At 71.8% G+C, this 14,177-nt stretch carries 11 protein-coding genes; 5 read left to right on the top strand and 6 right to left on the bottom strand.

Features of this window, described 5'->3' with window-relative positions:
• Positions 1-137: 137 nt before the first annotated feature.
• Entirely contained in the window at positions 138-1,295 is a 1,158-nt protein-coding gene (locus ACF07S_RS29015; protein ID WP_391975549.1) for a citrate synthase, read from the bottom strand.
• Positions 1,296-1,404: 109 nt separating this feature from the next.
• Here ACF07S_RS29015 and ACF07S_RS29010 point away from each other — a divergent pair, with 109 nt between their 5' ends.
• From ACF07S_RS29010 to ACF07S_RS28995, 4 genes are all read left to right on the top strand, one after another.
• Positions 1,405-2,703 carry a citrate synthase family protein gene (locus ACF07S_RS29010; RefSeq protein ID WP_391966218.1) on the top strand — a complete coding sequence of 433 codons (1,299 nt, stop codon included), beginning with the start codon at positions 1,405-1,407 and terminating at the stop codon, positions 2,701-2,703.
• Between the two features lie 24 nt (positions 2,704-2,727).
• Entirely contained in the window at positions 2,728-3,669 is a 942-nt protein-coding gene (locus tag ACF07S_RS29005; protein WP_391966219.1) for a sucrase ferredoxin, read from the top strand.
• 227 nt (positions 3,670-3,896) lie between these two features.
• A complete protein-coding gene (locus ACF07S_RS29000) occupies positions 3,897-5,591 on the top strand; it encodes an ATP-binding protein (protein WP_391975548.1) in 1,695 nt (564 codons plus the stop codon).
• Positions 5,588-6,268, top strand: coding sequence for a response regulator (locus ACF07S_RS28995; protein WP_391966221.1), 681 nt, complete (start codon positions 5,588-5,590; stop codon positions 6,266-6,268). The genes ACF07S_RS29000 and ACF07S_RS28995 overlap by 4 nt, the downstream gene beginning before the upstream one ends.
• An 81-nt stretch (positions 6,269-6,349) precedes the next feature.
• On the opposite strand, the gene ACF07S_RS28990 is transcribed toward ACF07S_RS28995, so the two are convergent.
• From ACF07S_RS28990 to ACF07S_RS28980, 3 genes are all read right to left on the bottom strand, one after another.
• A complete protein-coding gene (locus ACF07S_RS28990; RefSeq protein WP_391975547.1) occupies positions 6,350-7,942 on the bottom strand; it encodes a cation acetate symporter in 1,593 nt (530 codons plus the stop codon).
• Entirely contained in the window at positions 7,932-8,393 is a 462-nt protein-coding gene (locus tag ACF07S_RS28985) for a DUF485 domain-containing protein (protein WP_391975546.1), read from the bottom strand. Before ACF07S_RS28985 ends, ACF07S_RS28990 begins: the two co-directional genes overlap by 11 nt.
• A 101-nt stretch (positions 8,394-8,494) precedes the next feature.
• Complete coding sequence (locus tag ACF07S_RS28980; RefSeq protein ID WP_391966224.1) at positions 8,495-10,618, bottom strand: type IIA DNA topoisomerase subunit B; 2,124 nt, start codon at positions 10,616-10,618, stop codon at positions 8,495-8,497.
• Between the two features lie 439 nt (positions 10,619-11,057).
• On the opposite strand from ACF07S_RS28980, the gene ACF07S_RS28975 reads away from it, so the two are divergent.
• Entirely contained in the window at positions 11,058-11,288 is a 231-nt protein-coding gene (locus ACF07S_RS28975) for a hypothetical protein (protein WP_391966225.1), read from the top strand.
• 162 nt (positions 11,289-11,450) lie between these two features.
• Here ACF07S_RS28975 and ACF07S_RS28970 read toward each other — a convergent pair whose 3' ends face one another.
• Both ACF07S_RS28970 and ACF07S_RS28965 read right to left on the bottom strand, forming a co-directional pair.
• On the bottom strand, positions 11,451-12,272 hold the full coding sequence (locus ACF07S_RS28970) for a S1 family peptidase (protein ID WP_391975545.1): 822 nt from the start codon (positions 12,270-12,272) through the stop codon (positions 11,451-11,453).
• A gap of 155 nt (positions 12,273-12,427) precedes the next feature.
• Positions 12,428-13,963 (bottom strand): RNA polymerase sigma factor, encoded by a 1,536-nt coding sequence (locus ACF07S_RS28965; RefSeq protein WP_391966227.1) that lies wholly within the window; start codon positions 13,961-13,963, stop codon positions 12,428-12,430.
• Positions 13,964-14,177: the final 214 nt, after the last annotated feature.

Genomic DNA, 14,177 nt, shown 5'->3' with positions numbered 1-14,177 from the left:
GACGGAGCCGCTCGGCACCCTGGAAGGCGGCGAGCGCCGCCACCGCTCGCCGGTTCCCCACAGCCGGCCCGCACCCCGACACCCAGGCGCACGCGCCGAGGCCGCCCCGGCAGCCGTCCGGGGCGGCCTTCGTCGTGTCACGGCACCGCCACCGGTGCCTCCTTCCCCACATACCGGGCCGCCGGCCTGATGATCTTCGAGTCCTCCGCCTGCTCCAGGATGTTGGCGCTCCACCCCACCGCGCGCGCCGCCGCGAACGTCGGCGTGAACATCTCGCGCGGCACCTCGCACAGTTCCATGACGACACCGGCGTAGTACTCCACGTTGGTGTGCAGTTCCCGGCCCGGCTTCAGTTCCGCCAGGATCGCCTCCACCCGGCGCTCGACCTCCACGGCGAAGTCGACCCGGGGCCCGCCGAACCGCCGGGCCACCTCGCGGAGCATGCGCGAGCGGGGGTCCTCCGTGCGGTAGACCGCGTGGCCGAACCCCATGATCCGCTCGCCCGCGAGAACGTGCTCACGGACCCAGGAGTCGATGCGCTCCGGCGTCCCGATCGCGTCCAGCGTGTCCAGTGCCCGGCTCGGCGCACCGCCGTGCAGCGGACCCGACAGCGCCGCCACCGCCCCTGCCAGGCACGCCGCCACGTCCGCACCCGTGGACGCGATGACCCGCGCCGTGAAGGTCGACGCGTTGAAGCCGTGATCGACGGTGGAGATCAGGTACTGCTCGACGGCCCGCACCCGCTCCGCGTCCGGCTCCGTACCCGTCAGCATGTACAGGTAGTTCGCCGCGTACGGCAGGTCCGCACGCGGCTCCACCGGCCGCAGCCCCTTGCCCAGCCGGTACAGCGCCGTGAGCAGGGTCGGTACCGCCGCGGTCGCCTCCAGGGTGTCCCGTCTGCGCCGGTCGGCGTCGATGTCGTACACCGGCCGGAACCCCTTCGCCGCGCCGAGCAGGGACAGCGCCGTCCGCATCCCGGCGAGCGGACCGGAGCGTCCGCCGGCCGCCGCGACGGCGGGCAGCGCCTGCCGTACCTCCTCGGGCAGCCCGCGCAGCGCGGCGGTCTCGGCGGTGAACACCGCGGCGCGCCGCGCGTCCGGCAGTTCGCCGTGCACCAGCAGGTGCCATACGTCCTCGAAGCCACGCGAGCGCGCGAGGTCGACTGCCGAGTACTGCCGGTAGTGGTAGAAGCCCTCGTCACCCCGGACGTCACCGACACGGGTGTCGGTCACGACGACACCCGCCAGCCCTCGCGGTACCTCGACACGTGCGGTTGCGGCCTCATTGACAGACATGGCGTCCTCCTCGAACTTGATTCGACTGTCTATCCTTGACTGCATAACTGTCAATATTGATTGAATCAATGCTTCACTTCATCAGAGGCAGGACGGATACCGTGATCCCATGCGTGATCAAGACCCCTCCTCCGCCGGCTCGGACGGTCGCCTGAGCACCAGGGAGGCCGCCGAGCTGCTCGGTGTGAAGCCGGAGACCGTGTACGCGTACGTGAGCCGAGGTCAGCTCAGCAGCCGCCGGTCGCCCGGCGGCCGGGGCAGCACCTTCGACACCGAGGAGGTCGAGGCGCTCGCGAGGCGCAACAGACGTGAGGGCGCGGGCCGTCCGGGTGGGCCGGGCGGCTCGGGCGGCGAGTTGTCCGTGCGGACCCGCCTCACCTTGATCGACGGCGACCGGTACTACTTCCGGGGCGTCGACGCCGTCGAACTGGCCGGCCGGCACACCTACGAGGAGGTCGCCGAGTGGCTGTGGACGGGCCGGCTCCGTCCCGGCGCCGCATTCGTCGCGCCCGAGGCGTCCGTCGCCGTGGCGCGCCGCGCCGTCGCCGCCCTGCCCGGACACGCCACACCCGCCGACCGCCTGCGTGTCGCGGCCATCGCCGCCGCGACCGCGGACCCCCTGCGCTTCGACCTGTCCGAGGACGCCGTGCTCGGCACGGCCCGCACCCTCATCCCCACCCTCGTCGCCGCGCTCCCGCCGGCCGGCGGCGGTCAGGACGACACCGGCCCGGTGGCCCGCCGCCTCTGGGCGCGGCTCACCGGCCGGGAGGCCGACGCGGCACGGCTGCGTGTCCTCGACACGGCCCTCGCGCTCCTCGTCGACCACGACCTCGCCGCCTCCACGCTCGCCGTCCGCGTCGCCGCGTCCGCCCGCGCCCACCCCTACGCGGCCGTCTCGGCGGGGCTGGGCGTGCTCGAGGGCCCGCTGCACGGCGCGGCCAGCGGATTCGCGCACGAGTTGCTGCTCGCGGTGCTCGACCGGGGCGGCGCGACCCCCGTGATCGCCGACGAGTTGCGGGCCGGCCGCCGCATCCCGGGCCTCGGCCACCGCATCTACCCCGGTGAGGACCCGCGCGCGGGTGCTCTCTTCGCCCTTCTGGAGGAGATCCCGCACGCCGCCCCCGCCCTGGCCGCCGCCCGCGACATCGTGGCCACCGCCGCCCGCCACACGCCCCTGCACGCCAACGTCGACCTGGCCCTGGCCGTCCTCACCGCCTCCTCCGGCATGCCGGCCTCTGCGGGCGAGACCGTCTTCGCCGTCGCCCGGACGGCCGGGTGGATCGCCCACGCCCTGGAGGAATACGGCGAGCGCCCCCTGCGTATGCGTCCCCGTGGCCTGTACGCCGGGCCGAGACCGCCGCAGCCCCTGCCCGGGCCGGACGCGGGTGGGTCGCCGGGCCACTCGTGAGCAAGTCAGGTTAGGCTCACCTGTGTGAGTACGTGCTCAACCGTCTCCCGCGAGCTCGACGAGCCGATCGCGGGAACCGCGGCCACCGCGAGGACCTGGCTTTTGCTGGAGCAGCCCGGCCCCTGGGGGGCCAAGGCCCTCACGTCGAGCCACCTCGACCCCGCGCTGGGCGGCGCCCTGGAGGCGGCCGCGCGGGGGACCGGGGTGCGCGTCGCGCTGATACGCCGCGCCGGACGTCACGCGGACCGCAGGGTTCCCGCCACGCGGCAGGTGTACGCGGCCCACACCGTGCCGGGAAACGTGTGGCTGCACGGCGCCAGGACCGCGGACCCCGAACGGCTGCTCGACCTCGACTTCGCCGCGCTGGGCAGGGGCGAGCCCGGAACCTTCGACGCGGCGCTCGGTGGGCGGCCCCACGAGGGCGATCCCCTCGCCCTCGTGTGCACCAACGGCAAACGCGACCGGTGCTGCGCGCTCCTCGGGCGGCCCCTGGCGGCCGAACTGGCCGCCTCCGGGGCCGAGGGTGTCTGGGAGGTCACCCACCTGGGCGGTCACCGCTTCTCCCCCACGGTGCTCGTCCTGCCCTGGGGCTACGCGTACGGCAGGGCCGAGGCCCCCGCCCTCGAGGAAGTGCTGCACGGCGCGCGGGAGGGCCGCATCGTGGTCGAGGGGTGCCGTGGCGGTTCCGCCTGGGAGCGGCCCGGCCAGAGCGCCGAGCTGGCCGTCCGGCGTGCGGTGGGCGAGTACGCCGCGGAGGCCCTGAGCGTCGTGCGGACGGACGGGGCGGCGCCCTGCTGGGAGGTGACCGTCGCCCACAACGCGGACGGGCGCCGGTGGGTGGTGGAGGTCACGCAGGGCGCGTCCCTTCCGCCGCGTCCGGAGAGCTGTGGGTCGGTGCTCGGCTCACCCGCGCGGCTGGACGTGGCCGGCATCCGCGAGCTGTCCGTGGCGGCACTGGCGAGCTGAGGCGCTCCGGGGACACACGACGGGATCCCGCTCCGGGAAGGCCCCGCCACCGAGCGCCGCGGCAGGGCAGGGGCGCGTGACCGCGCCCGTGCGCGCCGGTGCCCGGTGTACCCGCAGGTGCGTGCGTTCGATCTCCGACACCGCGTGCCCCGGGCGCCCGTCCGCCTCCAGGAGATCCCCGCCACACCCCCGCGGCACCCCGCGCCCGTCCACGTACCGTCATGGGTATGAGCCCCACTCCCCCCGCACGCCGCCTGCGCCTCGGCCTGCCGCGGCGGGTGTTCTCGCAGGTCCTGCTGATGCAGCTGGCGATCGCCGCGGGAGTCGCGGTACTCGCCACCGGGCTGTTCCTCGCGCCGCTCGGCGACCAGCTGGACGACCAGGCGATGCGCCGCGCCCTCGCGATCGCGCAGACCACCGCCCAGCAGCCGCAGATCGCGCACGGCCTGAACACCACGGCGCCCGCCCCGGACGGACCGGTGCAGCGCGACGCGGAACGGATCCGGGAGGCCACCGGCGCCGAGTACGTCGTGGTGCTGGACCGCCGGGGCGTGCGCTGGTCCCACACCGATCCCCGCCGGATCGGCGGCCTGGTGTCGACCGACCCCGGTGAGGCGCTGGCCGGACGCGACGTCATGGAGATCGACGAGGGCACCCTCGGACGCTCCGCGCGGGGCAAGGTGCCGCTGCGGGACGACGGCGGCGAGATCATCGGTGCGGTATCGGTCGGCATCGCCTACGACAGCGTCCGGGCCCGGCTGATCCACGCCATCCCGGGACTGTTCGCGTACGCGGGCGGTGCCCTGGCCGTCGGTGCGCTCGCGGCCTGGCTCATCTCCCGGCGGGTGCATCGGCAGACCCGGGACCTGGCCTTCTCGGACATCGCGGCGCTGCTGGCGGAGCGTGAGGCCATGCTGCACGGCATCCGCGAGGGCGTGGTCGCGCTCGACCGCGCCGGCCGCGTCCGCCTCCTGAACGACGAGGCGCAGCGCCTGCTGGGCATCGGTGAGGAGGCCGTCGGCCGCTCCCCCGACGAGGCACTCGGCGCGGGGCGCACCTCCGATGTACTGGCCGGGCGGGTGACCGGCACCGATCTGCTCACCGTCCGCGGCCCGCGCGTCCTGGTCGCCAACCGCATGCCGACCGACGACGGCGGAGCCGTGGCGACCCTGCGCGACCGCACGGAGCTGGACCAGCTCGGCCGCGAACTGGACTCCACCCGCGGCCTGATCGACGCGCTCCGCGCCCAGGACCACGAGCACGCGAACCGCATGCACACCCTGCTGGGGCTGCTGGAGCTCGAGATGTACGACGACGCCGTGGAGTTCGTCGGCGAGGTCGTCGGCGATCACCGGGTCACGTCGGAGCAGGTGACCGAGAGGATCCGGGACCCGCTGCTCGCGGCGCTCCTGGTGGGCAAGGCGACGGTCGCGGCCGAGCGCGGAGTGGCGCTGTGGGTCTCGGACCGGACCCGGCTGCCGGACCGGCTGATCGACCCGAGAGGACTCGTGACCATCGTCGGCAACCTGGTGGACAACGCCCTGGACGCCGTCGCCGGGACGCCGCACGCGCGTGTGGAGGTCGAGCTGCGGGCCGACGGGCGTGCGGCGGTGCTCGTGGTGCGCGACACCGGGCCCGGAATCCCGCCCGGGCAGCGCGAGTTGATCTTCACCGAGGGCTGGTCCACCAAGGAGCCGCCGGCCCACCGCGCGCGGGGGATCGGGCTGCCCCTGGTCCGCAGGCTCGCCGAACGGCAGGGGGGCGGCGCGCGCGTGGGCGAGGCGCACGGCGGCGGGGCGGAGTTCACCGTCGTCCTGCCCGAGGCCCTGGCCGAGCCGGGCACGCGGCCCGCTCCCACCGGGGCACCCGTCCCGGCGGCCGCCGGCGAGGGGTCGCGGAGTGTGCGGGAGGAGTCGCGGTGATCGAGGTCCTGGTCGTGGACGACGACGTCCGGGTCGCGCAGGTCAACGCCGCCTACGTCGAGAAGGTGCCCGGCTTCCATGTCGCCGGGGAGGCCCACAGCGCGGCCGAGGCGCTCGGCCGCCTGGAGACACTGCCCCGGCTGGATCTGGTGCTCCTGGACCACTACCTGCCCGACGCGACGGGACTGCAGGTCGTCCAGGAGATGCGCCGGCGCGGCCACCAGACCGACGTGATCATGGTGACCGCGGCGCGTGATGTGTCCACCGTGCAGGCGGCGATGCGCCACGGCGCCCTGCAGTACCTGGTCAAGCCGTTCGCCTTCGCCGGTCTGCGCGTCAAGCTGGAGGCGTACGCGGAACTGCGGCGCACCCTCGACGGCGGCGGCGAGGCCGAACAGCCCGAGGTGGACCGCATCTTCGGCGCACTGTCGGCGTCGGCCGAGCCCCAGCTGCCCAAGGGGCACTCCCCCACCACCGCCGAACTCGTGCGGCAGTCCCTGATCAACGCCGACGGCCCGCTGTCGGCCCAGGAGATCGCCGAACGCACCGGGGTGAGCCGCCAGACGGCCCAGCGCTATCTGAAACTCCTGGAGCGCACGGGACGGGCCACGCTGACCCTCAGGTACGGCGACGCGGGCCGCCCCGAACACCGTTATGTGTGGGCGACCCGCGCCTGAGGACACGGCCCGCGGGGGCGGGGGACGGAACCGTGTCCCCCTTGCTCACGGGTGACGGGGCCGGCCGTCTCCGCCGGGCCGCTACACGGCCCCGGCACCGGTCAGTGAGCGCACCTCGGTCTCCGCGTGCTTGGCCTCGTCGGCCGCCTCGGTCGAGGTGACGGTGCCGAGCCAGCCCGCGAGAAAGCCCAGCGGAATGGAGACCAGCCCCGGGTTCTGCAGCGGGAAGAGCCCGAAGTCGGCGCCCGGGAAGAGTGATCCGGGGCTGCCCGACACCACGGGGGACAGCAGCACCAGCGCCACGGCCGGGATCAGCCCTCCGTAGACGGCCCACACGGCGCCGCGGGTGGTGAAGCCGCGCCAGAACAGGGAGTAGAGCAGCACGGGCAGGTTGGCGGAGGCGGCCACGGCGAAGGCGAGGCCCACGAGGAACGCGACGTTGAGGTCGCGGGCCAGCAGACCGAGGGCGATCGCGAGGAGGCCGATGCCGCCCGCCGCGACGCGGGCCACGGCCACCTCGCCGTGTGGTGCGCCGCCTCGGCGTCGCAGGGAGGCGTACAGATCGTGCGCGACGGACGCCGAGGAGGCGAGCGTGACTCCGGCGACCACGGCGAGGATCGTCGCGAAGGCGACCGCGGCGACGATCGCGAACAAGATCGTTCCGCCCGTGGACCCCGCGCCCCCGCCCAGGTCGAGTGCCAGAAGGGGCACCGCCGTGTTCCCGGACGCGTCCGAGGCGCGTACGGCGTCGGGTCCGACGAGGGCGGCGGCGCCGAAGCCGAGCACGATCGTCATCAGGTAGAAACCGCCGATGAGTCCGATCGACCAGACGACCGAACGCCGTGCCGCCCGGGCGGTGGGGACGGTGTAGAAGCGGGCCAGGATGTGCGGCAGCCCGGCCGTGCCGAGCACCAGAGCCAGTCCCAGGCTGATGAAGTCGAAGCGGGCCGTCCAGTCCCCGCCGTAGGCGAGTCCGGGCGCCAGGAACGCCTGGCCGTGACCGCTGCGCTCGGCCGCGGTGTGCAACAGCCGGTTGATGTCGCCGTGGAACCGCAGCAGGACGAGGAGGGTCAGCGCGATGGTGCCACCGAGCAGCAGGACCGTCTTGACGATCTGGATCCAGGTGGTGGCGCGCATCCCTCCCAGCGACACGTAGACCACCATGAGGGCGCCCACACCGATGACGGTCCACGCCCGCGCGGCCTCGCCGGTACCGCCGAGCAGCAGCGCGACCAGGCTGCCCGCGCCCACCATCTGCGCCACCAGGTACAGGACGGACACCGTGACCGACGAGGTTCCCGCCGCGATGCGTACCGGCCGCTCCCGCATGCGCGCCGCGATCACGTCGGCGAGCGTGAACCGTCCGCAGTTGCGCACCAGTTCCGCGACCAGGAACAGGACCACCAGCCAGGCCACCAGGAAGCCCACCGAGTAGAGCATCCCGTCGTAGCCCACGAGCGCGATGAGGCCGGAGATGCCGAGGAAGGAGGCGGCCGACATGTAGTCGCCCGCGATGGCAAAACCATTCTCCATCGGGGAGAAGAGCCGGCCGCCCGCGTAGAACTCCTCGGCCGAACCACGCCGGTGGCGGCTCACCCAGGTCGTGATGCCCAACGTGACCGCGACGAACACGCTGAACAGCAGCAGGGCCGACGCCTGGTGGTCACCCGTCATGACGCACCGCCCCGCCCCGGGCCAGCTCCTGGGTGTCCCAGCGCAGTTCCAGCGCGGCGCGGTCCCTGCGCAGCCCTGCGTGCCGCACGTAGGCCCAGGTGAACAGGAAGGTGGTGGCGAACTGGCCGAGTCCCGCCAGCATCCCCAGGTTCACGGCGCCCGCGACGGGCCGCGCCATCAGCTCGGGCGCGGTCGTGGCGGTCACGACATACGCCACGTACCAGGCGAAGAAGACCGCGACCGCCGGGACCACGAACCGCCGGTACCTGCTGCGCACTTCCCGGAACGCCTCGCTGCGCTGTACTTCGAGGTAGACGTCGGCGGCCGCCGCGGGGCCGTGCTCGCGTCGCGCCGGTGGGATCCCCACGTCGGCCGGCTCGCCCCAGCCCGAGGCCAGGGCGTCGTACCAGGGATCGTCGTACCTCACGTCCCCCGAATTGCTTGGCTGCATGCCCAAGGATGGGCAGAACGGGAAGATCCGTGACTCTTCTTCCCGTTCCCCTTCACCCCATCAGGTGACGCGATCCGCCGTGAGCGCGCCCGGAGCGGCCGCTACGCGTCGATGCGCGACCGGTCCAGCGTCGCCGCCGAGCTGGAGATGAACTCCTTGCGCGGGGCTACGTCGTTGCCCATGAGCAGGTCGAAGACCCGTTCGGCGGCCTCCAGATCGGTGAGGTTGATCCGGCGCAGGGTGCGGTGACGGGGGTCCATCGTGGTCTCGGCCAGCTGGTCGGCGTCCATCTCACCGAGACCCTTGTAGCGCTGGATCGAGTCCTTGTAGCGGACGCCCTTGCTCTTGAATTCCATGAGCTTGTCGCGCAGCTCCCGGTCCGAGTACGTGTAGACGTACTTGTCCTGCCCCTTCCTGGGCTGGACGATCTCGATCCGGTGCAGCGGCGGAACCGCCGCGAACACCCGGCCGGCCTCGACCATGGGCCGCATGTAGCGGTGGAACAGCGTCAGGAGCAGTGTGCGGATGTGGGAGCCGTCGACGTCGGCGTCGGTCATCATGATGATCTTGCCGTAGCGCGCCGTGTCGATGTCGAAGGTACGCCCCGACCCGGCCCCTATGACCTGGATGATCGCGCCGCACTCGGCGTTCTTCAGCATGTCCGTCACGGATGACTTCTGGACGTTGAGGATCTTTCCGCGGATCGGCAGAAGCGCCTGGAACTCCGAGTTCCGGGCGAGCTTCGCCGTGCCGAGCGCGGAATCGCCCTCGACGATGAACAGCTCGCTGCGGTCGACGTCGTCACTGCGGCAGTCGGCGAGCTTGGCGGGGAGCGAGGAGGACTCCAGGGCCGTCTTGCGGCGCTGCGCGTCCTTGTGCTGACGGGCCGCGATGCGGGTGCGGGCCGCGGCGACGGCCTTCTCCATGACCACGCGTGCCTGCTGGGCGTCATCGCGCTTGGTGGAGGTCAGGAACGCCTTGAGCTCCTTGGAGATCACGTTGTTCACGATGCGGCGGGCGGCCGAGGTGCCGAGGACCTCCTTGGTCTGTCCCTCGAACTGGGGTTCGGCCAGGCGGACCGTGACCACCGCCGTCAGGCCCTCGAGGGCGTCGTCCTTGACGATGTCGTCCTCGGCCACGCGCAGCATCTTCTTGGCGCGCAGCACCTCGTTCATCGTCTTGGCGACGGCCTGCTCGAAGCCGGCGACATGGGTGCCGCCCTTGGGCGTGGCGATGATGTTGACGAACGACCTGAGCGTGGTGTCGTAACCGGTCCCCCAGCGCATCGCGACGTCGACGCCGAGCTCGCGGGTGACCTCGGCGGGCGTCATCTGTCCGTGCTCGTCGAGGACGGGCACCGTCTCCTTGAAGGTGCCCTGGCCGGTGAGGCGGAGGGTGTCGCAGACGGGCCTGTCGGAGGCCAGGTACTCGCAGAACTCGCTGATGCCGCCGTCGAAGCGGAAGGACTCCTCACCCTTGCTGCCCCCCTCACCGAGCCCGTACTCGTCACGGACGACGATGGTCAGCCCGGGCACCAGGAACGCGGTCTGGCGGGCGCGCTGGTGCAGCGTCTCCAGGGAGAGCTTGGCGTCCTTGAGGAAGATCTGGCGGTCGGCCCAGTAGCGCACGCGCGTGCCGCTGCGGCTCTTCGGCAGCTTCCTGGTCTTGCGCAGCCCGTTCCCGGCCTCGAACTTCGCGTCGGGGCCGAGGGCGGCGAAGGCGCCGGGGACGCCGCGCCGGAAGCTGATCGCGTGGGTGTGGCCGCCGCGGTCCACCTCGACGTCGAGCCGTGCGGACAGGGCGTTGACGACGGAGGCGCCGACGCCGTGCAGACCGCCGGAGGCGGCGTACGAGCCGCCGCCGAACTTCCCGCCGGCATGCAGCTTGGTCATGACGACCTCGACCCCGGAAAGGCCGGTCTTGGGCTCGACGTCGACCGGAATGCCGCGGCCGTTGTCCCGGACCTCCACCGAGCCGTCGTCGTGGAGGACCACGTCGATGTGGTCGCAGTAGCCTCCCAGGGCCTCGTCGACCGAGTTGTCGATGATCTCCCAGAGGCAGTGCATCAGACCGCGACTGTCAGTCGATCCGATGTACATACCGGGGCGCTTCCGCACGGCCTCGAGCCCCTCGAGGACGAGCAGGTGCCGCGCGGTGTAGTTGGAACCGTCCCGGTCTGCTCCTGCCAGCAGCGCTGTGGACGGCACGGACGTCTCGGCGGTCACGCGGTTCGCTCCTCGCTGAATTTCACATGGGGCCCTCATGGGTAAGGGCGTGGCTCCAGTCACCGGTCAGAGGGTACCGAGGCCTGGTAGAGCCGTTGTAACGCCACCCTCGTCCGCGCTCAGCCTAGTCGACAGTCGCATACCTGTTCGATCCCTCGATGGAGTGAAGCACACATCACGTTCCCTTCGGGGCATGAACCATTTAGGCTCCGGGCACGTCCTCATGAACAACCGGCAACCCAGCCGGGAGGGCCGACCACCGATACGACGCGAATCCGTACGGCACAAAGACACGCACTACGGCACATTCGCCGCCAGCCGGCAACAGCCACCCACCTCGGAAAGATTTTTTCGAGGAGAAGCCACGAGCGGGAACGTTTTGGGGCTGGTTGGATGTTGACCCTGGTACGACAGCTCGTCGAGCTAGAGAAGAGGCGACGTGACTACTGTTCTTACCCCCGCAAGCCCGTTGACGGCCGCCGATCGCTGCGACCGCTGCGGCGCCCAGGCATACCTGCGCGTCGTCCTGCTGAGCGGTGGAGAACTGCTCTTCTGCGCCCACCATGGTCGCAAGTTCGAGCCGGAACTCAAGAAGATCGCCGCTGAGATACAGGACGAGACGGAGCGGCTCACCGCCCCTCCGGCGAACGCCTCCGACGAAGAGCACTGACACCTCACGTCCGACGACGAGCAGCCCGGCACAGGCCGGCGAACGGGCGGCTGCCTCCGCAGCGGAGGCAGCCGCCCGCCTCTTCGTCATCGGACGCGCCCGTGGCCGCCGCCCGGGCCCCCACAGCCGCCCGGAGTCACGGAGCGGCCCCTTCGTGCTCCCTCAGGCCCGCGTCCGCCCGAGGGTCCGCAGGATGTCGGAGACGCGCGTGTACACCCCCGGGCTGCCCGCCCAGCCGCACCCCGCACCCCAGGACACGAGCCCTATCAGCCGCCCCTGGGCCACGAGCGGCCCCCCGCTGTCCCCCTGACAGGCGTCCCGGCCCCCGGCCGTCTCTCCCGCGCACAGCATCGTCCCGGCGCGGTAGGTGCCCACGGAACCGCCCGGGTACGCGTTCTCGCACAGCGCGTCGGGCTGCACGCGCACATGCGCCGCGTGCAGGCTTCCCGCGTACGCGCCGGACCCCGTGGTGTCCCCCCATCCGTAGACCGTGGCGGTCGTGCCCGCCCGGTAGGCGGGGTCCCCCGTCCCCGCCATGGCTATGGCCGAGCCGGCGGGGAGAGGCTCGGCCAGGGTGAGCACCGCGAAGTCGCCGGAGTTGGTGACACCGTCGTAGCCCGGGTTCACCCAGGTGTCGCGTACGGCGATCTCCCGGCCGCGTTCCGAGAGCAGCTCCGTGCGCCCGGTGATCACCCTGAGGTCGTGCACACGGTCCGGGGGCGCCCCCAGCACCTCCTCGTCCATGCAGTGGGCCGCGGTGAGCACAGTGGTCCGGCCGACCGCCACACCCCCGCAGAACTGTCCCGCTCGCGTACCGCCGAACCGGTCACGGCTGGCCAGGGCCACCGTCCACGGACTGTCCACGACATCGGCCGGGAAGCCGCCGACGACGATGCTGTCGGCGGCCGTGGGAACGGCCGAGGCCAGGGGTATGACAGTCCCGGCGGCCGCCAGGGCCAGGGCCCGGGCAAGACGACGTCGCATGCGCGCTCCTCACACTGGGGTGATCCTGGAACACCCAGGGTGATCGAGCCCGCCGGACCCCGCACCCGCGCGGCAACGCAAAGGTCCGGCTCCCGAGAACGGGAACCGGACCTCGGTGAACACGGCACCCGACCGCCGTCGCGTGCGGCCCCGGTCTAGTCGAGGTAGTCGCGCAGTACCTGGGAGCGCGACGGGTGGCGCAGCTTCGACATGGTCTTGGACTCGATCTGGCGGATGCGCTCACGCGTGACGCCGTACACCTTGCCGATCTCGTCGAGGGTCTTCGGCTGACCGTCGGTGAGACCGAAGCGCATCGAGACGACGCCCGCCTCGCGCTCGGACAGGGTGTCCAGGACCGAGTGCAGCTGCTCCTGCAGCAGTGTGAAGCTGACCGCGTCGGCCGGGACGACCGCCTCGGAGTCCTCGATGAGGTCACCGAACTCGCTGTCGCCGTCCTCGCCCAGCGGGGTGTGCAGGGAGATGGGCTCGCGGCCGTACTTCTGGACCTCGATGACCTTCTCCGGAGTCATGTCGAGCTCCTTGGCCAGCTCCTCCGGGGTGGGCTCGCGGCCCAGGTCCTGGAGCATCTGGCGCTGGACGCGCGCGAGCTTGTTGATGACCTCGACCATGTGCACCGGGATGCGGATGGTGCGGGCCTGGTCGGCCATCGCGCGGGTGATCGCCTGGCGGATCCACCAGGTGGCATAGGTGGAGAACTTGTAACCCTTGGTGTAGTCGAACTTCTCCACCGCGCGGATCAGACCGAGGTTGCCCTCCTGGATGAGGTCCAGGAAGAGCATGCCGCGGCCGGTGTAGCGCTTGGCCAGGGAGACCACCAGACGGAGGTTGGCCTCCAGGAGGTGGTTCTTGGCGCGGCGGCCGTCCTCCGCGATGATCTCCAGCTCGCGCTTGAGCTTCGGCGCGAGCTTGTCGGAGTTGGCCAGCTTGTCCTCGGCGAACAGACCCGCCTCGATGCGCTTGGCGAGCTCGACCTCCTGCTCGGCGTTGAGCAGGGGGACCTTGCCGATCTGCTTGAGGTAGTCCTTGACCGGGTCGGCGGTGGCGCCGGCGGCGGCGACCTGCTGGGCGGGCGCGTCGTCCTCGTCCTCGTCGGAGAGCACGAAACCGGCGTTCTCGGCACCCTCGGGCTCGTCCGCGACCTTGGCGTCCTCGAGGACTTCCTCGTCGACCAGCTCGGCGTCGTCCTTCTTGGACGTGGTCTTCTTGGCGGCCGTCTTCTTCGTGGCCGTGGTCTTCTTCGCCGTCGCCTTCTTGGCGGTGGTCTTCTTGGCAGCCGCCTTCCTGGCGGACGCCTCCTCCTCGGCGGCGGGGTCGGCGGTGGACGCCGCCCCGGGCGCGGTGGCGGCGGTGGCCTTCCGGGCGGTCGCCGTCTTGGCCGCGACCGTCTTGGTGGCGGTGCGCTTGGCGGGACTCTTCGCTGCGACGCTCTTTCGGGTGCGCTTGGGCTCTGCGGCACTGACCATCAGCGTCACACCCTCTTCCTCGAGGATCTGGTTGAGGCTGCGCAGTACGTTCTTCCACTGAGTGGCCGGAATCTGGTCAGCTTCGAAGGCCCGACGCACGTCATCGCCGGCGATCTGCCCCTCAGCCTTTCCCCGCTCAATGAGCGCCATGACAGAGACGGACTCGACGATCTCCGGCGGGAGCGTACGGGATGTGCTGGCCGACACGAACAACCTCTCGGAACGTTGGAAAACGGCTTCCGGCCCCGTCCGTCGTGGACAGGAGCCGACCGCCGGCTTGGGGATGGGCCGACGGCGCGGGCGGGTGCCGGGAAGATGCACAGCGCCATGAACGGCGTCCGTATTCCCTCCGCGGCTGTCACCTCTTAGGTCATCGCGTTCTTCCCGGGAGTGTTACGCCCAATCCACGTGGCCCGAGTCA

It is taken from the genome of Streptomyces sp. NPDC016640, from assembly GCF_043076215.1.
Classification (GTDB): domain Bacteria; phylum Actinomycetota; class Actinomycetes; order Streptomycetales; family Streptomycetaceae; genus Streptomyces.
This window is presented reverse-complemented; position numbering and strand designations above follow the sequence as displayed.

What these genes read in the sequence shown, in the direction of transcription:
- ACF07S_RS29015 (WP_391975549.1), bottom strand. Translation starts at nt 1,295, where the DNA reads ATGTCTGTCAATGAGGCCGCAACCGCACGTGTCGAGGTACCGCGAGGG.
- ACF07S_RS29000 (WP_391975548.1), top strand. Translation starts at nt 3,897, where the DNA reads ATGAGCCCCACTCCCCCCGCACGCCGCCTGCGCCTCGGCCTGCCGCGG.
- ACF07S_RS28985 (WP_391975546.1), bottom strand. Translation starts at nt 8,393, where the DNA reads ATGCAGCCAAGCAATTCGGGGGACGTGAGGTACGACGATCCCTGGTAC.
- ACF07S_RS28990 (WP_391975547.1), bottom strand. Translation starts at nt 7,942, where the DNA reads ATGACGGGTGACCACCAGGCGTCGGCCCTGCTGCTGTTCAGCGTGTTC.
- ACF07S_RS29010 (WP_391966218.1), top strand. Translation starts at nt 1,405, where the DNA reads ATGCGTGATCAAGACCCCTCCTCCGCCGGCTCGGACGGTCGCCTGAGC.
- ACF07S_RS28970 (WP_391975545.1), bottom strand. Translation starts at nt 12,272, where the DNA reads ATGCGACGTCGTCTTGCCCGGGCCCTGGCCCTGGCGGCCGCCGGGACT.